This window comes from Solwaraspora sp. WMMB335 (genome assembly GCF_049179075.1).
GTDB lineage: Bacteria > Actinomycetota > Actinomycetes > Mycobacteriales > Micromonosporaceae > Micromonospora_E.
In genome coordinates, this window is sequence record NZ_JBMHMF010000001.1 from 5901365 (window position 1) to 5925924 (window position 24560).

Sequence of the window (24560 nt, forward strand, 5' to 3'; positions counted from 1 at the left end):
GGCCTTTCACCGCGTACGGCCGTACCTGTGCTGGGGTCTCGGCGGGCGTCAGCTCGGCGAGTTGCCGGCGCTGACCCGGTCCCCGTTCTCGCCGGACTCGGCCTTCTTGGCGTCGCCCGGCGGCACGCCGGGCACGATGCCGGCCAGGCCGGAGAGCATCTGGCCGAGCTGCGAGGTGACCGCGTCCTTCTGCCGGGTGAGGTCCTCGACCTCGCGGCGAGCCGCCTGGGTGGTGAGCTCGGCTTCGGTACGGGCCTCGGTGAGCAGCCGGTGCGCCTCGGAGCGGGCTTCGCTCAGCGTCTTGTCCGCCGACGACTTGGCCTTGTCCACGGTCTCCTGGGCGGTACGCTCCGACTCGATGCGCCGTGCCTCGGCCCGCTGCTCGATCTCCTTGGCCCGGTCCTCGGCGGCACGGGCACGCCCCTCCGCCTCGGCGACCAGCCGCTGGGTCTGGGCAACCTGGGCGGCGTGCCGCTCGGACTCCTCGCGTTCGGCCTTCTCCCGCCGCTCGGCCAGCTGCAGTTCGAGTGCCTGCAGGTCCTTGTCCCGCTTGTCGCGGGCGTCGGTGAGCAGCTTCGTCGCCTCGGCGCGCTTCTCCTCGGCCTCGCGCGCGGCCTTGGCCCGCAGTTGGGTGATCTCGCGTTCGGCGGTGGCCCGCAGCGTGGCAACCTCGCGTTCCACGGTCGACTTCAGCTCGGCGACCTCGTGCGCGGTGACCGCACGTAGCTGCTTGGTCTCCCGTTCGGCATCGGCCCGCAGCGTGTCGGCCTCACGTCGGGCCTGCACCCGTACCTCGGCCGCCTCCCGTTCGGCCGCGGTACGTACGCTGCCCGCCTCCCGCTCGGCGGTCGCCTTCATCGCCGCAGCCTCGGCCCGCGCCTTGTCGGTGATCTCCCGCGCTTCCAGCCGGGCCGCGGAGAGAATGCCCTCGGACTCCCGCTTGGCCTCGCCGCGATGGTCGTTGGCCTGTTCCTCGGCCAGCCGCAGAATCTGCTCGACCCGGGTGCCCAGCCCGGAGAGGGTGGGTCGGTTGTTCTCCTCGAGCTGCTTGTTGGTGTCGGTGAGCTTCTGCTCCACCGAGTTGAGGCGCTGCTCGGCCTGGCGGAGCCGACGCTGAGCGTCGTTCATCCGCTGCTCGGCCTCAGCTCGAGCCTGCTCCGACTGGGTGAGGGCGGCTACCAACCGCTGCAGGTGGTCATCCACCTGGTTGCGGTCGTAGCCACGAAGCACGACGGTGAAGTCGTGCGGAGCGCTGGCGTTATCGAAGAACGCAAGGGAGGACTGCTGCTGGGGCATTGGGACATAGTGGCAGACACACCAGGGGGCTTCGCAAGAGCGGACGACCCTACTCCACGATAGCCGACATGGTCATCTTTTCAGCCGTCCGGATTTTCGTCTACGAATTGTAGGCATGTGGATACGCAACGGAGTCCGGGGTCGGATTTCCGTTGCTGTATATCCGCTCAGGCCGGCTGCACCAGTTCCACGAGTACGCCGCCGGCGTCCTTGGGATGGACGAAGTTGATCCGGGAACCCGCCGTGCCGGGCCGGGGTGCCTCGTAGAGCAGCCGCAGACCACGCTCGCGCAGCGCCGTGCAGGCCGCGTCGATGTCCACCACGGTGTACGCCACCTGCTGCACCCCGGGACCGTTGCGGTCGAGGAACCTGGCGATCGTGGAGTCCGGCGACAACGGGGCGAGTAGCTGCACCTGGCCGCCGTCGGGCAGCGGACCGACGGCGAGCATCGCCTCGCGTACCCCTTGGGCGTGGTTCACCTCGGTGTGCACGCAGCGCATGCCGAAGGTGCGGGTGTAGAAATCGATGGCGGTGTCCAGGTCCGCCACCGCGATCCCGACGTGGTCGATCCTCAGCAGCCCGATGTCTGTGACATAGTCGGCAGCGGTCTCGGCCGGAGCTTGTTCCATCATGGCGATAGTCTTACCTAACCCTCGTTAAGTTGTCGCCGGCATCCCGGCCCTTACCCACGGCGGAGGCGCAACCCATGACCTCGGTGATCGTCAGCGGCGCACGCACGCCGATGGGGCGGCTGCTCGGCAATCTTAAGGACTTTCCGGCGACCGCGCTCGGCTCGGCCGCCATCGCCGCCGCCCTCGACCGGGGCGGCGTCGCCGCGGACCAGGTGCAGTACGTCATCATGGGGCAGGTGCTGCAGGCCGGTGCGGGACAGATCCCAGCCCGGCAGGCTGCGGTCGGTGCCGGCATCCCGATGGGCGTACCCGCGCTGACCATCAACAAGGTGTGCCTGTCCGGGCTCGACGCGATCGCGCTGGCCGACCAACTGATCCGGGCCGGTGAGTTCGAAACGGTGGTGGCCGGCGGCATGGAGTCGATGACCAACGCCCCTCACCTGCTGCGCGGACAGCGCGCCGGCTACAAGTACGGTGACGTCGTGGTCGCCGACCACATGGCCCTCGACGGGCTGACCGACGCCTGGGACTGCTGCGCGATGGGAGAGTCGACCGAGCGGCACGGCACCCGGCTGGGCATCAGCCGCCAGGAGCAGGACGCGTTCGCCGCCACCAGCCACCAGCGGGCCGCCGCGGCGCAGAAGAACGGTGTCTTCGCCGACGAGATCACCCCGGTCGAGGTGCCGCAGCGCAAGGGCGAGCCGGTGCGGCTGACCGAGGACGAGGGCATCCGTGCGGACACCACGGTCGAGACGCTGTCCCGGTTGCGGCCGGCGTTCACCCCGGACGGCACCATCACGGCGGGCAGTTCGTCGCCGATCTCCGACGGGGCCTGCGCCGTGGTGGTGATGAGCAGGGCCCGGGCCGAGGCACTCGGACTGGACTGGATCGCCGAGATCGGCGCGCACGGCAACGTTGCCGGTCCGGACAACTCGCTGCACTCGCAGCCGTCGAACGCGATCCGGCAGGCCCTCGCCAAGTCCGGACTGTCCGTCACCGATCTCGACCTGATCGAGATCAACGAGGCGTTCGCCGCCGTCGGCATCCAGTCCATCCGCGATCTCGGCGTCAGCGCGGAGATCGTCAATGTCAATGGCGGCGCCATCGCGCTCGGGCACCCGATCGGCATGTCCGGCGCCCGGCTCGCGCTGACTCTCGCCCTGGAGTTGCGCCGTCGCGGTGGCGGCACCGGCGCGGCGGCGCTCTGCGGCGGCGGCGGGCAGGGAGACGCCCTGATCCTGCGGGTGCCGGCGGCGGCGTGACCCGGTCGGTACCGCGCTGGCGGTACGACGTCACGGACCTGGTCCGGCAGGCCCGTGACGGACAGGCGCGAGCGGTGGCTCGGCTGATCACCCTGGTCGAGTCGAACGATCCGGTGCTACCGCGGATCGCCACCGAACTCGCCCCGCACACCGGTCACGCGTTGGTGGTCGGTCTGACCGGCGCTCCGGGGGTCGGTAAGTCGACCACCACCAGCGAACTCGTCCGCGTGCTGCGCGAGCGTGGCCGGCGGATCGGGGTGCTGGCGGTCGATCCGTCCAGCCCGTTCACCGGCGGCGCGATCCTCGGCGACCGGGTACGGATGCAGGAACATGCCACCGATCCGGGCGTCTACATCCGATCCATGTCCAGCCGTGGCCACCTCGGCGGGCTCGCCGCCGCCACCCCGGCGGCGGTCCGGGTCCTCGACGGCGTCGGCTGCGACGTGGTGCTCATCGAAACCGTGGGCGTCGGCCAGGCCGAGGTCGAAGTGGCCGGGCTGGCCGACACCACCGTCGTCCTGCTGGCACCCGGCATGGGCGACGCGATTCAGGCGGTCAAGGCCGGCATTCTGGAGATCGCCGACGTGTTCGTGGTCAACAAGGCCGACCGCGACGGTGCCGACGCCACCGTACGCGACCTCAACGGCATGATCGGCCTCGGCACCCGGGCACCTGGCCAGTGGCGGCCCCCGGTGGTACGGGCAGTAGCCACCAGCGGCGACGGGATCGACGGGTTGGTCACGGCGATCGAGCGGCACCACGACTGGCTGGCCGGGCACGGCGAGCTCACCACCCGCCGGGCACGACGGGCGGCCGCCGAGGTCGAGGCGATCGCGCTGGGTGCGCTACGAAACCGGATCAGCGCGCTGCGCGGCGGTACGCGGCTGGCCGGCCTGGCCGCCGAGGTGCTGGCCGGGCGACTCGACCCGTACGCTGCGGCCGGCCGCCTCATCGCCGACCTGGTCGACCTGGCCGATCCGGCCGGCCTGGCCGATCCGGCCGACCCTGGTCGGGGGCCGGTCGGTCGAGGGCCGGCCATCAGCGGTTGAACCATGCGTGCGCGGCGGCGACGCCACCGTCGGCGGCGAGGGCGACCATCAGCGCGATCCGGGCCTTGCCTGCGGTGAGGTCCCCGGCGCTGATCGCACCGACCCGCAACGCCAGCCCGGCCTCGGCCGGCAGTGTCGACGGTTCGGTCACCCCGGTCCGGCAGCGGGTGGCGACGACGACCGGGACGTCCGAGGCGACGAGATCACCGATCGTGGTCAGCAGGTCCACCGGTACGTTGAACAGGCCGGTTCCTTCCAACACGAGACCGCGTGCGCCGGCGTCGGCGGCGGCCAGCAGTAGCGCCGGGTCGATACCGGGATAAGTCTTGACGAGGGCGACGTCGGTCTCGGGTTCGCCGGCCGGTGCGGGCAGGCGGGCCGGTGCCGGGCCGAGTAACTGTGCGCGACCGGCGACGAGGCGTCCGAGCAGGCCGTGCGGCGCCGACGAGAAGGCCGCCGGCCGACCCGCGTCGACAAGGTTCGCCCAGCGCGCCGCGTGCAGTTCGTCGTGCAGGCAGATGACGGCTCCAGCCGAGTCGAGTGCGGGATCCGCAGCCGCCGTCAACGCGGCGGCGAGGTTGCGCGGGCCGTCGGTGGCCGGATGATCGAGAGGTCTGGTCGCCCCGGTGAGCACGATCCGGCCGTGTCCCGGTGCCGCCGCGGCGACGAGATCGATGAGGAAAGCGGTGTCTTCCAGAGTGTCGATCCCGTGCGTGACGACGACGGCGTCGTATCCGTCGTCCCGTACCGCGTCTCGGGTCCGGCGGGCCAGCAGCAGCATCGTCGACGGGGTGATGTCCCAGGCCGGGCCGACGTCGAGGTCCTCGACGGTCACCTCGACGCCGTCGCCGCCTCGGACCGGATACCGGGCAACCGGATCCGCGGCGATCGTGGCCAGCAGTTGCGCGCCGGTGAGCACCGCTTCCTGACCGTGCTCACGCCGGAAGGCGTGGGTGTCCTTCGTCGCGAGCAGCAGTATTCGTACGGCCACGGCACCCCTTCAGATCTCGTCGGATCGAATATGACCCCATATAACTCTACTGGGGTTATCCACGAGGTGGAGATCCGGCGCGGTACGCCCGTATCCGGTACGCCTGTGCCGTTCGGCAAGGCGCGCCGGGAAGGCGTCGGCCGAGGGCGCCGGGGAGGCACCGGATGGGGTCGACTGCTCGCCGTCACCGGGCCGTCCGGTGCGGGCAAGACCACGCTGCTGTCGGCGATGGCCGGCATCCTGCAACCACTCAGCGGCGCCGTCACCCTCGGTGGCGAGCCACTACGCGGCCGCGACCACGCCGTGGCCCGGGCGCTGGCGCTGCGCGGTGACGTGCTGCTCGCCGACGAGGTCACCAGCGAACTGGACGCGGCCAACCGGCAGGTGGTGCTGGAGTTGCTGCGGGCCGAAGCCGACCGGGGTGCCGCCGTCGTCTTCGCCACCCACGATCCCGAGGCCGCCGCGGCCTGCGACGCCGAGCTTCATCTGCTCGATGAAAGGGCACCCCCCGATTCCGATGTGAGATCTTGAAGAATCTTGCCCGGATGCCAGCCGATACTTCCAGCTAAAGGTGCGGTGCGACTTCGGCGGCGACGAGCTCGATGTGGTCGAGGTCGGCGAGGTCCAGCACCTGCAGGTAGATCCGCCGGGCGCCGATCTCGGCGTACCGGCCGATCGTGTCCACCACCTCGGCGGGCGTGCCGGCCAGGCCGTTGGCGCGCAACTCGCCCGGTGCCCGGCCGATCGCCGCCGCCCGGCGGGCGACCTCGGTGTCGTCCCGGCCGCAGCACAACACCAAGGCGTTGGACAAGGTCAGCGTCTCCGGAGCGCGTCCGATCTCGGCGCAGGCCGACCGGACCCGCTCGAACAGCCGCGCCGACTCACCGAGCCCCTCGAACGGTACGTTGAACTCGTCGGCGTAGCGGGCGGTCAACCGCGGGGTCCGCTTGAGCCCCTTGCCGCCGAGCAGCACCGGCGGACGCGGCTGCTGCACCGGCTTGGGCAGCGCCGGCGAGTCGGCCACCTGGTAGTGCTTGCCGTCATAACGGAATGTATCGCCGGCCGGCGTCTGCCACAGACCGGTGATGATCGCCAACTGTTCCGCCAGCCGGTCGAACCGCTCGGCCAGCGGTGGGAACGGGATGCCGTACGCGGCGTGCTCCGCCTCGAACCAACCGGTGCCGATGCCGAGCTCGACGCGTCCGCCGCTCATCTCGTCGACCTGGGCGACGGTGATCGCCAACGGGCCGGGCAGCCGGAAGGTCGCGGCGCTCATCAGCGTGCCCAACCGGATCCGGCTGGTGTCGCGGGCCAGCCCGGCCAGGGTCGCCCAGGCGTCGGTCGGCCCCGGCAGCCCGGCCGAATCGCCCATCGCCAGGTAGTGGTCGGAACGGAAGAAAGCGTCGTAGCCGGCGTCCTGTGCGCACCGGGCAACAGCGAGGAGCTGCTGATAGCTGGCACCCTGCTGGGGTTCGGTGAAGATCCGCAAGTCCACGTCGTCGAGCATAGGCCGCCGGCCGGACCGCCCGGCCGCCCGACCATGATGATCACTCCTCGGCTGGTTGTACCACCACGGTCAGCGAGGACGCCAGCGTCCGCCGGGCGGTGTCGAGCGCGTCGACCGCGACGAAGCCGACTGGCCCGTGCACCGTCACCGAGGTTTCGAACCCGGTCCGGTCGGCCTCCCCGAGCACGGCCAGGTCGGTCGGCTGGGCGCCCCCGCGTACCTGCCAGCTCGCCACTTCGGTGGCGCCGTTCCAGCTGACCTGGACGGTCACCGCGTCCTCGCTGGTGGCGCGGGCCACCACCGCCGGTCGATCGGACGGGCGGCCCGTCCAGGCGAACCGGTACGCCCGGTAGGAGACGTTGTCGTCGGGCAGGTGACCGGTGAACGTCATGGCACCGTCCGGGGCGTACTCGGAGAAGTGTGGTTTCGCGCCCCAGCCGACGAACGAACCGCCGCCGGGGAGTTCCTGCACCCCACCCTGGGTACGGGCGAGTAGCTGCTGCGGCGGCGCGAGTTCGCGCACCACCGACGCGGTCCGGTTGGCCTCGTCGACGGCGAGGATCAGGCCACGTGAGGTTTCCGCCTCGTCGGTGATGCCGGCCCGGTTGTCGAAGATGCCGATGGTTCCGTCGGCCCGCCGACGCGCGTCGTGCTGCCAGGAGAAAGCGGCTCCCTCGGCGAGCGTGAAATCGTTGCGCTTGCCGCCGAGCCGCCAGAGCACCTGCCCGGTCTCCCGGTCGATCTTGTAGATCGCCCAGGTGTGCCGGGCCGAGACCAACAGATGGCCGTCGTGGTCGATCTCGACCGAGTTGGGGTGGAAGAAGTCGTACGGCGTACGGGCACGGTCACCTTCCGGGGCGTCCGCGTACGACTCGGTCAACGCCACATGGTCGCGGGCCTGCCAACGGCGTACCGTCCGGCCGCTGCTCACCTCGACCTCGTGGAGCACACCGTCGTAGAGCGCACCGTCGGCGAGCCCGCCCACCTCGGACAGGTCGGCGGCGGCCAGCTCGTAGACGAAGAACAACGCGGTGCCCCGCTCGGTGAGGATGAGATCGTGCTGGTCGGTCGGCAGGTCACCGTCGGCGCGCAGCCGGATGATCTCGCGGTAGGCGGTGTCAGCGATGACGAACTCGCCGCCGCCGACGCCGCTGGCGATCACACCCTCCCACCAGGTCAGTACCGGCTCGCCGGCCAGCTGCTGTACCCGCAGGTCGACCGCGACCTCGGCCGGCCCGGCCACGTGGCGGAACCACACCGGTTCGCCGTCGCCGTCGACGATCAGCGGCCCCCGGCCGCCGGCACCGGCCGCCGGGGTCAGGAAGATCAGCCCGTCGGCCGTGGCTCCGGCGGTCTGCGTGCCGACCACGGGAACACGCAGGTCGGTCCGGGTGGCGTAGCGCCGGACCGGGTCCGTCTCGGTGACCTGGTCCGGCCCGCCCCCGGACGCTTGCCCACTGCGGTGGCCGATGCCGAAGCCAGCGGCTCCGGCCGCCCCTGTGGCGAGCAGCCCACCACCCGCGCCGAGCAGCCCGCGCCGGGTGAGCCGGCGTCGTGCCGGCCGCGTATTCCCGTCCTGGGTCATATCGATCGACCCTGCCACCCGTACCTGGACGCGGCCCGCGTTTATCCTGTGTGGTTTCTGTGTGGATCCGGCGTTCCGCCGGGTGTGATTCTGCCCCGCCGCCGGCCGACCCCGGTCGTCGACCGACAGTCGGCTGTCGCCGACCCCGGTCGTCGGCTGATATTCGGTTGTCGGTCGGCAACGGCGAGAGAGAAGGTCGAGCAATGCGCTGGTCCCAGACGTACGTGCCGACCTTGCGCGCGGACCCGGCCGAGGCCGACGCGCCGAGCCACCGGCTGCTGCTGCGCGCCGGGTTCATCCGGCAGCTGATGGCCGGCCACTATTCGCTGTTGCCGCTGGCCGTGCGGGTACGGGCGAAGGTGATCGAGGTGATCCGCGACGAGATGCGACGGATCGGGGCACAGGAGTTCGTGTTGCCGGCGCTGCATCCGGCGCAGGTGTGGCGGGCCAGCGGCCGGTGGGAGGCGATGGGTGAGGAGATGTTCCGGTTGCGCGACCGGCGCGGCGCGGATCTCGCGCTGGGCATGACCCACGAGGAGATCTTCACCACGCTGGCCGAGGAGTTGAGTTCGTACCGTCAGCTGCCGCAGCTGTGGTACCAGTTCCAGACGAAGTTCCGCGACGAGCCCCGTCCCAAGGCCGGTCTGCTGCGCACCCGCGAGTTCACCATGAAGGACTCGTACAGTTTCGATCTGGCCGCCGATGGCCTGGACCGGTCGTTCGAGCTGCACCGGGCGGCGTACCGGCGAATCTTCGACCGGCTCGGGATTCCGGCGGTGCCGGTGGAGGCCTCCAACGGCGGTATGGGCGGGTCGGCGTCGGTGGAGTTCATGTGCCCGGCGCCGACCGGCGAGGACCAGGTGGTGGACTGCCCAGGCTGCGGCTACGCGGCCAATCGGGAGCGGGCCACCGCCCGGGTCGATCCGGTGACCGACGACGACACGGTGACCGACGACGCGCCGCAACCGTTCGACACCCCGGGCGTACGGACCATCGACGACCTCGCGGTGCGCTACGGCGTCGCCGCTGTGCGACAGATCAAGACCCTGGTGTACGTGCTGGACGAGCGGCTCACCCTGGTGCTGTTGCGCGGCGATCACGCGCTGAACGAGCAGAAGCTGGCCGACGTGACGGCAGCCGGGCGGCTGCGCCCGGCGCACGCCGACGAGATCCACGCGGCGCTCGGCGCGGCACCGGGCAGTCTCGGCGCCGTCGGCGTCGCCGCTGAGCTGCCCGTACTGGCCGACGAGTCGCTGCGCGGCCGGCGGGACATGGTCACCGGGGCCAACATCGACGGTGTCCACCTGCGTGGGGTCGACATCGACCGGCACATCACCGTCGGCGGCTGGGCGGACCTGCGTGAGGTGGCCGCCGGCCAGCCGTGCGTACGGTGCGGGCAGCCGTTGCGGATCGGGCAGGCCATCGAAGTCGGTCACATCTTCAAGCTCGGCTACCGCTACAGCGAGGCGCTCGGGGCCACCGTACTCGATCCGGGTGGTGTCCGGGTGCCGTTGATCATGGGTAGTTACGGCATCGGGGTGGAGCGGGCGATGACCGCCATCGTGGAGAGCCACCACGACGACCGGGGCATCGTCTGGCCACGGTCGGTCGCTCCGTTCGAGGTGGCGGTCGTGGCGGCGCAGTTCGACGACGCGCCGGTCGCGCAGACCGCCGAGCGTCTCTACCGGCAACTGGTCGACGCCCGGGTCGACGTGGTCATCGACGATCGGGCCGAGCGTGCCGGGGTGAAGTTTCGCGACGTCGAGCTGATCGGCATTCCGCTACGGGTCACCGTCGGCAGGCGGGCGCTGGCCGACGGCGAGGTCGAGGTGACCGACCGGTCCAGCGGCAAGACCGTGCGGGTGCCGGTCGACCAGGCCTTCGGGTACGTCTGCCAGGAGCTGCGCGGGGACACCTGCCATGGCGAGGCTTAGTCATCGTTCAGGAAGCCTCTAGACTCGGATTCGCCAGGAGACGAGGAGGCCTTCGATGGACGCCGAACAGATCGCCGCCGGCCGCGCCCGCTGGCAGGCCCGCTACGACGCCGCGAACAAGCGGGACGCGGACTTCACCACGCTGTCCGGCGCCTCGGTCGAGCCGGTCTACGGCCCGCCAACCGGCGTCGACCAGCCCGGGTTCGAGCGGATCGGCTGGCCGGGGGAGTACCCGTACACCCGGGGGTTGTATCCGACCGGCTACCGGGGGCGGACCTGGACGATCCGGCAGTTCGCCGGCTTCGGCAACGCCCGGCAGACCAACGAGCGCTACAAGATGATCCTCGGCGCCGGGGGCGGCGGACTCTCCGTGGCGTTCGACATGCCGACCCTGATGGGCCGCGACTCCGACGACCCGCAGTCGCTCGGTGAAGTCGGCCACTGCGGGGTGGCGATCGACTCGGCCACCGACATGGACGTGCTGTTCGACGGCATCGACCTGGCCGCGGTCACCACCTCGATGACCATCTCCGGCCCGGCGGTGCCGGTGTTCTGCATGTACCTGGTCGCCGCCGAACGCCAGGGCGCCGATCTGGCCACTTTGGACGGCACTCTGCAGACCGACATCTTCAAGGAGTACATCGCCCAGAAGGAGTGGCTGTTCGGCCCCGAGCCGCACCTGCGGCTGATCGGTGACCTGATGGAGTTCTGCGCGCGACGGATCCCGCGCTACAAGCCGCTGTCGGTGTCCGGCTACCACATCCGGGAGGCCGGCTCGACCGCCGCCCAGGAGTTGGCGTACACCCTCGCCGACGGATTCGGCTACGTCGAGCTGGGGCTGTCCCGCGGCCTGGACGTCAACCGCTTCGCCCCCGGGCTGAGCTTCTTCTTCGATGCGCACGTCGACTTCTTCGAGGAGATCGCCAAGTTCCGGGCCGCCCGGCGGATCTGGGCCCGCTGGCTACGCGGACAGTACGGCGCCACCGACGAACGGGCGCTGTGGCTGCGTTTCCACACCCAGACGGCCGGGGTGTCGCTGACCGCGCAGCAGCCGGTGAACAACGTGGTCCGCACGGCGGTCGAAGCGCTCGCCGCAGTGCTCGGCGGCACCAACTCGCTGCACACCAACGCCCTCGACGAGACCCTTGCGCTGCCCACCGACGAGTCGGCGGAGATCGCGCTGCGTACCCAGCAGGTGCTGATGGACGAGACCGGGGTGGCCAACGTGGCCGACCCGCTCGGCGGATCGTGGTACGTCGAGGCGCTCACCGACCGGATCGAGGCCGAGGCGGAGGAGATCTTCACCCGGGTCCGCCAACTCGGCGGCGACGGCCCGCACCCGATCGGGCCGATCACCTCGGGCATCTTGCGCGGCATCGAGGACGGCTGGTTCACCGGGCAGATCGCCGAGGCCGCGTTCACCTACCAGCGGGCGCTGGAGGACGGCCGTAAGAGGATCGTCGGGGTCAACTGCCACACCGGTACGGTCGCCAAGGAACTGGAGATCCTGCGCATCTCACACGAGGTCGAGGTCGAGCAGTGCAAGCTGTTGGCGGCCCGCAAGGTCGGCCGCGACGACGCGCTCGTCCGCCGCCGCCTCGACGAACTGGTCACCGTGGCGCGCGGCAACGACAACATGGTGCCGGCGATGCTCGACGCGGTCCGTGCCGAGGCGACCCTCGGCGAGATCTGCGACGCGCTGCGCGCCGAGTGGGGCGTCTACCGCGAGCCCGCCCGCTTCTGACCCAGCCGGTCCTGCCCTGCGCGGGGGCAGCGGGGTAGGACGGTTCGTGGTAGGCGGTACGCCGTGGCGGGACTTGCGGTCAGCTGCCGGCGAGTGGTGCAGATCTATCGGGGCGAGGCCGGCGTCGTGGTCGTGCTCTCCGGCGTGGACCTGAGATCGGGGGTGGTGCTGCAGGGCGCCGCCCGCAACCTGTTGCCGTACGCGACGTTGCCGACCGACACGCCGTACCCACTGCCGGCGCTGGCCGCCGTCGCCGCCGCGCCGAGGACCTGCGAGCGCTGCGTACCCAGGGCCTGCCGGCCCGGACCGCGGCCCGTTCGCTGAGCTGGAGCGTGCTGCCCGCAGTGCTGTCCGCCACACTCACCGGCGTTGTCGCGGCACTGCTGGCCTGCTGGGCGACCGGCTCGTACCTGCCGGTCGTGGTCGACGACGCGATCCCGGTCGCCCCGCCGACCTGGCCCCGCCCGCAGGCCGTGCTGGTGTCGGTGGCCGGGGTCATGTTGCTGTTCGGGGCGGTGGCGCTGGCGCTGGGACGCGCCGTGCGCGTGCGAGACTAGGTAACCATGAGCGACCCACGTACCACCCCGTCGATCTTCACGCGCGGCGCTGTTGACCTCAGCTCCCTGCGCAGCGCCGCGCCGGCTGGCAACGGGCCGGCCGACGGTTCCCCGACCAGCGCCGGCGGCGGGCCGGCCACGGCGGCGGCCGGTGCTTCTGCCGGTGGCGCCGTCCGTGGCGGCGTCGCCGTCATCGACGTCACCGAGGCCACCTTCCAGTCAGAGGTGCTCGAACGCTCGATGACCACACCGGTGGTCATCGACTTCTGGGCGGAATGGTGCCAACCCTGCAAGCAGCTGTCGCCGGTGCTGGAGAAGCTGGCCACCGAAGGCGGTGGTGCCTGGGTGCTGGCCAAGATCGACGTCGACAGCAACCAGCGCCTGGCGCAGATGTTCCGGGTGCAGAGCATCCCGATGGTGTACGCCGTGGTCGGCGGCCAGCCGGTGGACGCGTTCGCCGGTGTGGTGCCGGAGGCACAGCTACGGCAGTGGATCGACGCGGTCCTCAAGGCCGGTGGCGTGGCCGTCGAGGCTCCCGAGGATCCCCGGCTCGACGCTGCCGACGAGGCGCTGATGGTCGGCGACCTGGAAGCCGCCGAGCAGGCGTACCGCAAGATCCTCAACGAGTCGCCGGCGGACGTGGCGGCCGAGGCGGGCCTCGCCCAGGTCGAGTTGGCCCGCCGGGTGCAGGGAGTGCAACCGGCGGCCGTGCTGGCCGCCGCCCAGGCCGCCCCCGACGACGTCGCCGCGCAGTTGCTCGCCGCCGACGTGGAGGTGCTCAGCGGCCAGGCGGAGCAGGCGTACCAGCGGTTGGTCGGCCTGATCCGGCGCGTCTTCGGCGACGACCGGGAGACCGTACGCAAGCACCTCGTGTCGCTGTTCACCGTGGCCGGCCCGGACGACCCGGCAGTTGCCAAGGCCCGTCGGTCGCTGGCCAGCGCGCTGTTCTGAGTCACGCCGATGCGCCGGATCGCCGTGCTAGACGCACCGTCGAACCTCGGTCTGCGCCCGCCGACCGAGACGTCGGTGCCAGGCTGCGCGAAAGCACCCGGCGCGTTGCGTGATCACGACCTGGTGGCCCGGCTGGGCGCCCGCGACGCCGGCTGTCTCACCTCGCCCCGGTACGATCCGGCGGACTGGCGCCCTGGTGACGGTGTGTGCCACGCCGGGTCGATCGCGGCGTACTCGACGGCGTTGGCCGGCCGGATCGGCGCCATCATCGACGCCGGGGAGTTCCCGGTGGTACTCGGCGGCGACTGCTCCATCCTGCTCGGCGCGGGCCTGGCCATGCACCGGCTGGGGGAGGCGGTCGGCGGGCGGATCGGCCTGGTGTTCGTGGACGGGCACTCCGACTTCCGTCATCCGGGCAACGCCTCCTACGTGGGCGCGGCGGCCGGTGAGGACCTGGCCCTGGTCACCGGCCGGGGCCAGCCGGACCTGGCCGCCATCGAGGGCCGCCGACCGTACTTTCGGGACATCGACGTCGTGGTGCTCGGCATCCGGGCGCAGGACGAGTACCGCCTCGATCTGCAGGCCGCTGGGATCGTCACCCGGCCGGTGCCGCGGTTGCGGGCCGAGGGCGCCGCGCGTAGCGCCCAGTGGGCCCGCGACCAGCTGGTGGACTGTGCCGGCTACTGGGTACACGTCGACGTGGACGTACTCGACCCGGCGGTGATGCCGGCGGTCGACGCGCCCGATCCGGGCGGGATCGCCTTCGCCGAGTTGGAACTGCTGCTCGCCGAGCTGGTCGACACCCCGCACTGCCTCGGCATGGAACTGACCGTGTTCGACCCGGACTACGACCCGGACGGCGGATACGCCGCGGAGATCGTCTCCGCGTTGGTCGCCGGGCTGCGTCCGGTCCACGCCGACCGGAGCGCCGCCGGCCTGCCGGCCAGCCCGGAGCGGGACAACGACCCGCCACCTGCCCCCACGCAAGCAGCCGACGTCCCGACCACTGATCCGCCGGTGGTGCCGGCGCAGGTTTCCGCACCGCCCGGGCCGTCTGCCGAGCCGTCTGCCGGTCCGGCATCCGACACGGCACCGCCGGTGGCGGTGACCGTCGCGAACCGGGTCGGCCCCCGGGCGTCGGTCAAACCTGGCCGGCTGCGTCGTGCCACGCCGGTCGAACCCGCTGCGTCGGAACCGGCCGAGGCCGTCGTCCCATGGACCGTTCCGGCAGCGGCCGGTGTCGTCGAGTCCGCCGACACATCCGAGAACGCCACCGCCGAGCTGGCCGCCGCTGATGACGAGGAAGCGGTCGACGCCTACCCGCGTGGCGGTGCCGGGAGCCGACCGGATGGCCGCCGGGCAGCACCGGATCGGCCAGATCAGGCTGGCCAACCGGCACCGCCTGCCTGACGGATCGCCGAACGGTTGGGCCAGACCGCAGCACCTGGACGATTTCGACGAACCGGCTGACAACGGCCGTGGTCTCTATGGGTCAAACATCTGTCAAATTGATGTATGGCCATATTGCTCTGTCCGTGGAGTCGGACCTCGATCGCAGGTATTCGACGATCTGCTCGTGGCGGTGGGGAAAGGTGTCCTTGATTTTGTCGATGGGGTGACCGAATGGTGTGATTCGGGCACCCCATCCCGGGGCGCAAAGCGGACAAGTAGTGCGCTTTGTGTGGATGTGATCTCTTGTCTCGCACGGCGTTTGGTGGAAAACAGTACCGTTCATGTAATTCGAGGTAATGGCTGGTGGCTTGGTGGCTGTCAAAACATCGACATACTACTATTGATCTTGGCGTCCATCATTTCTTCTTTGTGAGGCCGCGGTAACAGACCGCACCCGCATACGGAGGAAGTCATGCTCGCAAGGAAAAGGACGCTCGTCGGCGCCGTCGTCGCAGCCACCGTCGCCCTGACGGTGCTCGGCACCACCTCGGCGCAGGCCGCACCGACCGGTGACAAGGAGACCGCTCGCCAGGTCACCGCACAGCTCGACGAACGCTTGGCGCCCGACCGGGGTGCTCATGCCAAGGTCGCCGCGTCGGCTGCGGCGACGGCGACACTGGCGACGATTCAGCGGCGGATCGCCAACTATGTCGCGACCCACGGCACCAAGTACACGTTCGGCAGCTACCTCGACGCCACCACCGGCAAGATCGTCGTCGACACCGACGCGCCCGCCGACGTGGTCGCCTCGCTGACCAAGCCGGTCGGCACCAGCGCGGCCCTGACCCAGGCGGCGAGCGAGGTGCAGGTGAGCAAGACCAGCATCAGCGACTTCTGGCACCGTCGCGACGACATCCAGCCGTACTGGGGCGGCGGCGGTATCACCCAGACCGCCAACACCGCGTGGTGCTCGGCGGGGTACGCCGTGCAGAACGGCTCCGGTACCCGTTTCTCGGTCACCGCAGGCCACTGCTTCGCCAACGGCATCAACGTGCTGACCGAGTCGGGCGCCAACCCGTACGGCACCGTCTCCAACCGGCGGCTGCCCACGGTCACCGGCCACGCCCAGGACATGGAACTCGTCGGCGGCCGGTCCTACTCCGGCCGCATCTTCACCGGTGGTGTCACCAGCACCTCCAGCGCCCCGGTGGTCGCTGCCGGCACCGCGTACGTCGGGTTCAGCGACTACTGCCACAGCGGTCGTACGACCGGCGAGAACTGCGGCCACACGGCGACCAGCATCACCGGCCAGGTGTGCACCTCCACCGGCTGCAAGTCACCGGTCATCGTCTTCAACGGCGGAACCCAGCCGGCCGGCGGCGACTCGGGCAGCCCGTTCTACGTGAAGGACTCCTCCGGCGGTGCCTGGATCCGCGGCAACGTCATCGCGGGTAACGGCACCACCAGCTACGCCGAGCGGTGGCTCGACGTGCAGGCCGCCTACGGCGTGAGCATCGTGACGGGCTGACGTCCCGGCACCGATCCGACCATCCACCATCCACCGGCCGGGGACCGCGACGCGGTCCCCGGCTTTGTCGCGCTGTCGGTACCGGCGGCTCAGCTGACCCGCAGCGACCACGGTCCGCCGAACGAGGGCATTGCCGGGCCGTCGTCCGGGACGATCGTCACCCGCGCGTACACCTCGTAGTCGCCGGGTGGCACAGACCCGGCGCCCGGCTCGCAGGACATCAGCGTGACATCGCCGGGCAGCTGTTCGACCTGCCCGGCGGCGAGGTCCCACTGGACGCCCAGCAGGTCCTGGGGCAGCGGGACCCCGACCACGCGGCCGTCGCGGACCAGGAACATCTCGGCCCGCTGGCCGACGACGCCCCGGACCGGCCGCTGGCTGGTGACCTCGACGGCACCGGTGACCATCCGGTCAGCCGCCGACGCCGTCCGGGGCAGCTGCGCGGCCACGGTCAGCACACCGTCGGCCGGTACGTCGAACAGCTGCCCGCAGCCGAGCAGGTCGTCGCTGGTGCCGTGCGTCGCGTCCACGTTTTCACCCCTGTCGGTGGACAGTTCCGGGTCCGGCGCTCCACCGACGTCGTCGCCCGCGCAACCGGCGGTCGCGAGCGCCACGACGAGGGGGAGAAACGCGATCCGTCCGGCGAACTTCCGGTGGCCCCGCACGAGTCCTCCCTTCGCAACGGTCGATCCAGACATGGTGTTGGACGGGCGCCCGGCGTTGCGGGTTCCCACATCCGCTCAGGTCGTCGGCGACCGGCCGACTAGCCGGCGAGGCCGCGCAGGAACCGCTCCGCGATCGGCACGGCGCGGCCCGAGCCCGAGCCGCCCTGCTCGACGAAGACGGCGACGGCCAGGTCGCCCTGCCAACCGATGAACCAGGCGTGGGTGTTGGCCGGGTTGTCGTCGTACTCCGCGGTGCCGGTCTTGCCATGCACCGGTCCACCTGGCACGTCCCGCAGGTCCTGGGCGGTACCGTCGGTGACCACCTGGCGCATCATCGCGTGCAACGCCTCGACGCTGCCGGCGGCCAGCTGCGGGCCGGCCGCCGCCGGTGACTGCGGAGCGGGATCGAGGATCAGGCTCGGTTGGCGCCACTGCCCACGGGCCACGGCGGCCGTCGCCCCGGCCATCGCTACCGGGCTGACCAGCGTCGTCCCCTGTCCGAAGGCCGCGGCGGCCCGCTCGGCGGCCGGACCGCCGGTGGAGACCGCGCCGGTGAACGCGGGCATTCCGAGCCGCCAGTCGCCGCCCAGACCGAGTAGCCGCCCGGCCTCGGCCAGCCCGTCCGCGCCCAGTCGCGGCGCGAGGTTGGCGAAGGTGGTGTTGCAGGACCGGGCGAAGGCGGTCCGTAACGGCACCTCACCGAGTTCGAACCCGTCGGCGTTGGTGAACGTACGTCCCTCGACGGTGGCGGTTCTCGGGCACCGCACCGCGGTGTCCGGGCCGACGGCACCGGTTTCGAGCAGGCCGAGCGTGCTGACCATCTTGAACGTCGACCCCGGCGGGACCTGTGCGGTGAACGCCAGGTTCGCCGCGCCGCCGTCCGGCCCGTTGGCGACCGCGACCAGCGCGCCGTCGCTGACGCGTACCGCGACCAGGGCGCTGCGCCGCTGCTCACCGGCGAGGGCCGCGTCGGCCGCCGTCTGCACGCGCGGGTCGAGGGTGGTGCGCAGCGGCTCGCCGGGCTGCGGTTCGGCGCGGAACAGTTCGGTGTCGGTGACGGTCACCGCACCGTCCGGCGTGGTCCTGGCGACCCGTACGGCGTAGCCGGGAACGCCGCGCAGCCGCTCCTCGTACCCGCCCTGCAGGCCGCCGTGACCGACCAGGTCACCGATCTCATACCGACCGGGATAGGCGTCCATGTCCTGGCGCTGGACCGGGTCGACGGTGCCGAGCAGCGCCCGGGCGAACTCGCGGGTCGGCGCGAGGTCCCACTGCTCGGCGCGGAACGTGGTGCCGGGCAGGTCGTAGATCTGCGGTTTGATCTGCTGATACGCCTCCTCGCGCAGGGTGACGACCTCGACGAAGGCGTCCGGCTGCGCGTCGGCGAGCCGGTCCGTCAGCCCGGTGAGGTCGACCGGCGGAATCGCCGGGCGGATCGCCCGAAACGCCGCGTCCAGCTGGTCGACCAGCCGTTGCGGGTCGTCGACCTCGCTGGGCTGTACGCCGATCCGGACCACGCCGCGGGCGGTGACGATCGGGTCGCCGGCGTCGTCGAGGATCGAGCCGCGGGGCGGGCCGAGCCGCTGTACCGACAGTTGGTCACCGGTGTCGAGTTGCTCGTGCACGATGCTCGGCGCCCAGATGATCTGCCACGCGTCGTCCGGGCCCCGGCGCAACCGGATCGGAGTCTGGTAACTCCATCGCACGTCGCCGGGCAGCTGCCAGGTGATCGAGACGCTGGCCGTCGCGATGTCCTGGGTGACCTCGGCGTCCGCGCCACGGCTGAGCTGTGGCGGCTGTTCGCCCAGGTCGCCGACGAGGGCCTGCAGTTGCCCGGTGACGTCCTCGGCCGGTATCCGGTCCCCGCTCGGGGTGATGAAGCCGATCGCGGACAGGTCGCCGGCCAGCCAGCCGGCGAGGAAGGTGTCGACGGTACCGTCCGGCCCGTCATCCGACGAACAGCCGGCGAGCACGGTGGCGGACAGCAGCAGTGCCGCGCCGGTCGCGATCAGCTGGCCGGTGGCGGACGTACGGCGGCACATGCGGCGGTCCCCTTCCGGACGCATGACGGCCCCTTCCGGACGCATGACGGACATCCGCACGGTAGCCCGCGTTCGCGTCCGGTGGTGTCCCGGCTGGCGCGACTGCGTGAACCCGCAACCGTGGGGTGATGTGTGGCGACCTGCGGGGTATCCAGGAACGCGTGACTGCGCGACTGGTCGAACCCCTATCACGGCTCGTGTCCGGATGGTGTCGTCAAGTCGACGGTAACCAGCTGATGTGCCGTCGGATTGATGATCCAGGAGGCATAGGCTTGGCCCAGAGTTTGACCCCACAACGTGGTGGGGCCGAGGGGAGTCTGCACCAATGAACCGGCGTCCGGTGACCAAGTCGAAACGTAAAGCAACGGGTGGCGACGATCATCGCCGTGGCACCACCGGACAGCGCAACCAGCCCGACCGCGGCGACCTTCCCGCACCAGGTCCGCAACCTACCTTCATGGCACCCGAAGGCACCCTCGCCGCAGTCGTCGACGACAGCGACGACACCGACATCGACGAGCCGATGCCCAACGCCGAGCGGCTGATCACCGCCGCGGTGTCCCTCGCCGGGACCGACCACGACGCCGCGTCCCTGGTCGACCGGTTCTGGCGGTTCGCCGCCGACGAGGAACTGTTCGGTGCCACCCCGCAAGAGATGCTCGCCGCCGCACGCGCCCACCGTGAGCTGGCCGAACACCGCCTTCCCGGGGAACTGAAGCTCCGGCTGACGGGGCCGGACAAGAGCCAGCCGTACACCCTCGTCGAGATCGTCACCGACGACATGCCGTTCCTGGTCGACTCGGTGACCGCGCTGCTCACCGAGCGGCACCTGGACGTACAGCTGCTGGTCCACCCGCTCGTGGTGGTCCGGCGCGAGCCGTTGGGGCAGCTCACCGAGGTCGCGGCCGACGTGGAACCGGACGACGCGATCGACGGCGACCTGGTGGAGAGCTGGATCCGGATCGAGGTCGACCCGATCCGCGACCCCGGTGACCTGCAACGGCTGCGCCGTGATCTGCAACGGGTTCTCACCGACGTACGGGAAGCAGTCGAGGACTGGCCGAAGATGCGCCAGCGGGCGTTGACCCTCGCCGAGGAGCTCGACCAGGCGGGCCGCTCGCCGACCGGGTTGCCGGTGCCGGACAAGGACATCAGCGACTCGATCGAGCTGCTGCGCTGGCTGGCCGACGACCACTTCACGTTTCTCGGCTACCGCGAGTACCGGCTGGTGGACAGCGGGGACGGTGACCGGGCGTTGGCCGCGGTGCTGGGCAGCGGGCTCGGCATCCTGCGCCAGGACCAGACCCGACCCCGTCCGCTGGCCTCGATGACGCCGCAGGCCGCGGCCAAGGCGCTGGAACAGCGGCTGCTGGTGATCACCAAGGCCAACTCGCGGGCCACCGTGCACCGTGCCGCCTACCTCGACTACATCGGGTTCAAGATCTTCGACGTCGCCGGTGAGGTGATCGGCGAGCGGCGCTTCCTCGGGTTGTTCTCCAACGCCGCGTACCGCACCAGCGTGCAGGAACTACCGGTGGTCCGGCGCAAGGTGGCCGAGGTGCTGGAACGCTCCGGCCTCAGCCCGCGCAGCCACTCGGGCAAGGACCTGCTGCAGATCCTGGAGACCTACCCCCGCGACGAGCTGTTCCAGATCCGCACCGACGACCTGTACCACGCGGTGCTCGGCGTGTTGCGGATGGCCGGGCGGCGGCAACTGCGGCTGTTCCTGCGCCCGGACGGCTACGGCCGGTTCATGTCCTGCCTGATCTACCTGCCACGGGACCGGTTCACCACGCACAACCGGCTGCGCATGCAGCAGATCCTGCTGCGCGAACTCAACGGTGTCGGCGTCGACTACACCACCCGGGTCACCGAGTCGATGCTGGCCCGGGTGCACTTCATCGTGCGGACCGACCCGGCCGCGCCGCCGGCGCAGGTCGACCCGGACCGGCTCGCGGAGCTGCTCGCCGACGCCACCCGGCTGTGGGAGGACGACTTCCGGCTGGTGCTCGAACGCAAGCTCGGCGACGAGTCGGCCAAGTCGCTGCACCGCCGGTACGCCAACGCCTTTCCCGAGGGCTACAAGGAGGAACACACCGCGTACGAGGCGGTGCAGGACCTGGCCAAGCTGGAGCTGCTGGAGGAGCCGGGCCAGCTGGAGATGCACCTGTTCCGCCCGCCCGGCGGCGGTGCCGACGAACGCGACGTGCGGTTCAAGGTCTACCGGTACGGCGAACCGATGGTGCTCTCCGACGTACTGCCGGTGCTGCACTCGCTCGGCGTGCAGGTCATCGACGAGCGGCCGTACGAGATCGACCGGGTGGATCAATTGATCTTCCTGTACGACTTCGGACTTCGCCTGCCGGTCGGGTCCCATGCCCTGGCCGAGGTCCGTCCGCACGTGGAGAACGCCTTCTCCGCCTCCTGGCGCGGCGAGGCGGAGATCGACGGCCTCAACGAGTTGGTGCTGCGCGCCGGGCTGACCTGGCGGCAGGTGGTGGTGCTGCGGGCCTACGCGAAGTACCTGCGCCAGGCCGGGACGGTCTTCTCCCAGGAATACATGGAAGCCACCTTCGTGGCCTATCCGACGATCGCCGCCGGGCTGGTGGAGCTGTTCGAGACCCGGTTCTGTCCGGAGCCGCAGGTCAGCGACGACCGCCGCCAGCGACGCGGGCAGGAGCTGGTCGCCGCGGTCGGCCGCCAGTTCGACGAGGTCGACAGCCTCGACCAGGACCGGATTCTGCGCGGCTACCTGACGTTGATCCTGGCTACCCTGCGGACCAACTTCTACCAGCGGGCCAGCGACGGCCGGCCGATCCCGTACGTGGCGGTCAAGCTCGACCCGCAGGCCATCCCGGACCTGCCGGCACCCCGACCGGCGTACGAGATCTTCGTGTACTCGCCCCGGTTCGAAGGTGTGCACCTGCGGTTCGGCGAGGTGGCCCGGGGCGGGCTGCGCTGGTCGGACCGGCGGGAGGACTTCCGCACCGAGGTGCTCGGCCTGGTCAAGGCGCAGATGGTGAAGAACGCGGTGATCGTGCCGGTGGGTGCCAAGGGTGGTTTCGTGGTGAAACAGCCGGGCAGCACCGCACGTGCCCGCGGCGGCGTCGAGCCCCCGGACCGCGAAGCGGTGCAGGCCGAAGGGGTGGCCTGCTACCAGCAGTTCATTTCCGGCCTGCTGGACGTCACCGACAACATCGTCGCCGGGGAGATCGCCGCGCCGGCACGGGTGATCCGCCACGACGGCGACGATCCGTACCTCGTCGTCGCCGCCGACAAGGGGACCGCGACCTTTTCCGACGTGGCCAACGCGATCTCGCAGGCGCGCGGGTTCTGGCTCGGTGACGCGTTCGCCTCCGGCGGGTCCGCCGGCTACGACCACAAGCGGATGGGGATCACCGCCCGGGGCGCCTGGGAGTCGGTCAAGCGGCACTTCCGTGACCTCGGCGTGGACATCCAGCGGGAGGACTTCACCGTCGTCGGCATCGGCGACATGTCCGGTGACGTGTTCGGCAACGGCATGCTGCTGTCCGAACACGTCCGGCTGGTCGCCGCCTTCGACCACCGGCACGTGTTCCTCGACCCGGATCCGGACCCGGCCACCTCGTACGCCGAGCGGCGCCGGCTGTTCGAGCTGTCGAGGTCGTCGTGGGCCGACTACGACGCGGCGCTGATCTCGGCCGGCGGTGGTGTCTACCCGCGTACCGCCAAGTCGGTGCCGATCAGCGCCCGGGTCCGCGCGGTGCTCGACCTCGACGACGGAGTCGATTTGCTCTCCCCGCCGGAGCTGATCCGGGCGATCCTGCGGGCCCCGGTCGATCTGCTGTTCAACGGTGGTATCGGCACCTACGTCAAGGCGTCCGTCGAGTCGCACGCCGAGGTGGGCGACAAGGCCAACGACGCGATCCGTATCGACGGGCGCGCGGTGCGGGCCAAGGTGGTCGGCGAGGGCGGCAACCTCGGCCTGACCCAGCGGGGCCGCATCGAGTACGCCGCGGCCGGTGGCCGGATCTACACCGACTTCATCGACAACTCCGCCGGGGTGGACTGCTCCGACCACGAGGTCAACATCAAGATCCTGCTCGGCGGCGCGGTGGCCGACGGCGAGTTGACCGTCCCGCAGCGTGACGAGCTGCTCGCCGAGATGACCGACGAGGTCGCCGCGCTGGTCCTGCAGGACAACTACGGCCAGGCCCGGGCCCTGGCCAACGCCCGCGCCCAGGCGCGTTCACTGCTACCGGTGCACCGGCGGATGATCGCCGAGCTGGAGGAGTCCGGCCAACTCGACCGGGAGCTGGAGGCGCTGCCCAGCGACGAGGAGCTGGCCGAACGCCTCGCCACGGGCGTGGACGGGCTGACCCTGCCGGAATTCGCGGTGCTGCTGGCATACACCAAGATCGCTCTGGAGGAGCAGGCCCTCGCCGACGGCCTGCCCGACGAGCCGTGGACCGAGCGGGTCCTGGTCGACTACTTCCCGACGCCGCTGCGGCAGCGCTACGCCGAGCGGATGACCGGCCATCGGCTACGCCGGGAGATCGTGGTGACCAGCCTCGTCAACGAGGCGGTCAACCGGGGCGGGATGTCGTTCGCCTTTCGGACCATGGAGGAGACGGGGGCCTCGGCGGCCGACGTACTGCGCGCGTACGTGGTGGTCCGCGACGTGTTCGACCTCGACGAACTGTGGTCCGGCATCGACGCGCTGGACAACAAGGTCGGCACCGAGGCACAGATATCGGTCTATCTGGAAAGCCGGCGGCTGCTGGATCGGGCGGTGCGCTGGCTGGTCACCAACCGACGGTCGCCGCTGGACGTGCCCGGACAGACCACCCGGCTGCGGGACGGGGTGTGCCGGCTGCTGCCCGAACTCGGCAGCTTCTTTCGTGGCGATGAGCGGGAGTCGCTGCTGGCACACGTGCAGACGATGGTCGACCGTGGGTTGCCGGCCGACCTGGCCGACCGGGCAACCCGGATCATGTACAGCTTCGGGCTGCTGGACGTGGTGGAGACTGCCGAGGACACCGGGCGGGACGTCACCGAGGTCGCCTCGGTGTACTTCATGCTCTCCGAACGGTTCCGGGTCGACTGGCTGCTGTCCAAGATCTCGCTGCTGCCGCGCGAGGACCGCTGGCAGACACTGGCCCGCACCGCGCTGCGCTACGACCTGTACGCCGCCCTGGCCGCGCTGACCGTCGAGGTGCTCACCTGCACCTCCGTCGATCTGCCGGTGCAGGAACGGGCAGAGCAGTGGGAGCAGGCCAACGCCACCGCGGTGGCCCGGGTACGTCGGGCGATGGAGGACTTCGCCCATTCGCCGGCAGATCTGGCGGCCCTGTCGGTCCTGCTGCGCCAGATCCGCACCCTGGTCCGGACATCCTCGGCGACATGACCGCGACGACCGGAAAGGTTGCATACTTTCGACAAGGGC

At 70.8% G+C, this 24560-nt stretch carries 17 protein-coding genes and 1 pseudogene; 11 read left to right on the forward strand and 7 right to left on the reverse strand.

Annotated elements, in window-relative coordinates:
* Positions 1-48: 48 nt before the first annotated feature.
* A complete protein-coding gene (locus ACN27F_RS25700; RefSeq protein ID WP_421437721.1) occupies positions 49-1296 on the reverse strand; it encodes a DivIVA domain-containing protein in 1248 nt (415 codons plus the stop codon).
* A gap of 167 nt (positions 1297-1463) precedes the next feature.
* Positions 1464-1928, reverse strand: coding sequence for a methylmalonyl-CoA epimerase (mce, locus tag ACN27F_RS25705; RefSeq protein ID WP_421437722.1), 465 nt, complete (start codon positions 1926-1928; stop codon positions 1464-1466).
* 74 nt (positions 1929-2002) lie between these two features.
* Here mce and ACN27F_RS25710 point away from each other — a divergent pair, with 74 nt between their 5' ends.
* Both ACN27F_RS25710 and meaB read left to right on the forward strand, forming a co-directional pair.
* The gene (locus ACN27F_RS25710) at positions 2003-3190 is read left to right on the forward strand and encodes an acetyl-CoA C-acetyltransferase (RefSeq protein WP_421437723.1); all 1188 of its coding nucleotides are present in this window, start codon (positions 2003-2005) and stop codon (positions 3188-3190) included.
* Entirely contained in the window at positions 3187-4239 is a 1053-nt protein-coding gene (meaB, locus tag ACN27F_RS25715) for a methylmalonyl Co-A mutase-associated GTPase MeaB (RefSeq protein WP_421437725.1), read from the forward strand. Before ACN27F_RS25710 ends, meaB begins: the two co-directional genes overlap by 4 nt.
* On the opposite strand, the gene ACN27F_RS25720 is transcribed toward meaB, so the two are convergent.
* On the reverse strand, positions 4229-5230 hold the full coding sequence (locus ACN27F_RS25720) for an asparaginase (protein ID WP_421437727.1): 1002 nt from the start codon (positions 5228-5230) through the stop codon (positions 4229-4231). The genes meaB and ACN27F_RS25720 overlap by 11 nt on opposite strands.
* Positions 5231-5335: 105 nt before the next feature.
* Here ACN27F_RS25720 and ACN27F_RS25725 point away from each other — a divergent pair, with 105 nt between their 5' ends.
* Entirely contained in the window at positions 5336-5761 is a 426-nt protein-coding gene (locus tag ACN27F_RS25725; protein WP_421437729.1) for an ABC transporter ATP-binding protein, read from the forward strand.
* 34 nt (positions 5762-5795) lie between these two features.
* Here ACN27F_RS25725 and ACN27F_RS25730 read toward each other — a convergent pair whose 3' ends face one another.
* Both ACN27F_RS25730 and ACN27F_RS25735 read right to left on the reverse strand, forming a co-directional pair.
* On the reverse strand, positions 5796-6725 hold the full coding sequence (locus ACN27F_RS25730) for an LLM class F420-dependent oxidoreductase (protein WP_421437731.1): 930 nt from the start codon (positions 6723-6725) through the stop codon (positions 5796-5798).
* 52 nt (positions 6726-6777) lie between these two features.
* On the reverse strand, positions 6778-8322 hold the full coding sequence (locus tag ACN27F_RS25735) for an arylsulfotransferase family protein (RefSeq protein ID WP_421437732.1): 1545 nt from the start codon (positions 8320-8322) through the stop codon (positions 6778-6780).
* 203 nt (positions 8323-8525) lie between these two features.
* Here ACN27F_RS25735 and ACN27F_RS25740 point away from each other — a divergent pair, with 203 nt between their 5' ends.
* The 7 genes and pseudogenes from ACN27F_RS25740 to ACN27F_RS25770 all read left to right on the forward strand — a co-directional run bounded on the left by ACN27F_RS25740 (position 8526) and on the right by ACN27F_RS25770 (position 16428).
* Positions 8526-10256 (forward strand): proline--tRNA ligase, encoded by a 1731-nt coding sequence (locus ACN27F_RS25740; protein ID WP_421437734.1) that lies wholly within the window; start codon positions 8526-8528, stop codon positions 10254-10256.
* Between the two features lie 55 nt (positions 10257-10311).
* Positions 10312-12000, forward strand: a complete 1689-nt coding sequence (locus ACN27F_RS25745) for an acyl-CoA mutase large subunit family protein (RefSeq protein ID WP_421437735.1) — start codon at positions 10312-10314, stop codon at positions 11998-12000.
* A 93-nt stretch (positions 12001-12093) separates the two neighbouring features.
* Positions 12094-12324: a hypothetical protein gene (locus tag ACN27F_RS25750; RefSeq protein WP_421437736.1), complete on the forward strand. Its 231-nt coding sequence runs from the start codon at positions 12094-12096 to the stop codon at positions 12322-12324.
* 8 nt (positions 12325-12332) lie between these two features.
* Entirely contained in the window at positions 12333-12557 is a 225-nt protein-coding gene (locus ACN27F_RS25755) for a hypothetical protein (protein ID WP_421437738.1), read from the forward strand.
* 6 nt (positions 12558-12563) lie between these two features.
* Positions 12564-13508, forward strand: a complete 945-nt coding sequence (locus ACN27F_RS25760; protein ID WP_421437740.1) for a tetratricopeptide repeat protein — start codon at positions 12564-12566, stop codon at positions 13506-13508.
* Positions 13509-13517: 9 nt separating this feature from the next.
* Positions 13518-14669 (forward strand): annotated as a pseudogene (locus ACN27F_RS25765) (arginase family protein); the annotation flags it as partial.
* A gap of 703 nt (positions 14670-15372) precedes the next feature.
* The gene (locus tag ACN27F_RS25770; protein WP_421437742.1) at positions 15373-16428 is read left to right on the forward strand and encodes a hypothetical protein; all 1056 of its coding nucleotides are present in this window, start codon (positions 15373-15375) and stop codon (positions 16426-16428) included.
* An 89-nt stretch (positions 16429-16517) separates the two neighbouring features.
* Here the strand turns inward: ACN27F_RS25770 and ACN27F_RS25775 are convergent, their stop codons facing one another.
* Together ACN27F_RS25775 and ACN27F_RS25780 are read right to left on the reverse strand one after the other, a co-directional pair.
* Complete coding sequence (locus ACN27F_RS25775; protein WP_421437743.1) at positions 16518-17093, reverse strand: hypothetical protein; 576 nt, start codon at positions 17091-17093, stop codon at positions 16518-16520.
* Between the two features lie 98 nt (positions 17094-17191).
* Entirely contained in the window at positions 17192-19135 is a 1944-nt protein-coding gene (locus tag ACN27F_RS25780) for a penicillin-binding transpeptidase domain-containing protein (protein ID WP_421437745.1), read from the reverse strand.
* A gap of 325 nt (positions 19136-19460) precedes the next feature.
* Between ACN27F_RS25780 and ACN27F_RS25785 the strand changes: the two genes are divergently transcribed.
* Positions 19461-24521: an NAD-glutamate dehydrogenase gene (locus ACN27F_RS25785; RefSeq protein ID WP_421437747.1), complete on the forward strand. Its 5061-nt coding sequence runs from the start codon at positions 19461-19463 to the stop codon at positions 24519-24521.
* The last annotated feature ends 39 nt before the right edge of the window (positions 24522-24560 follow it).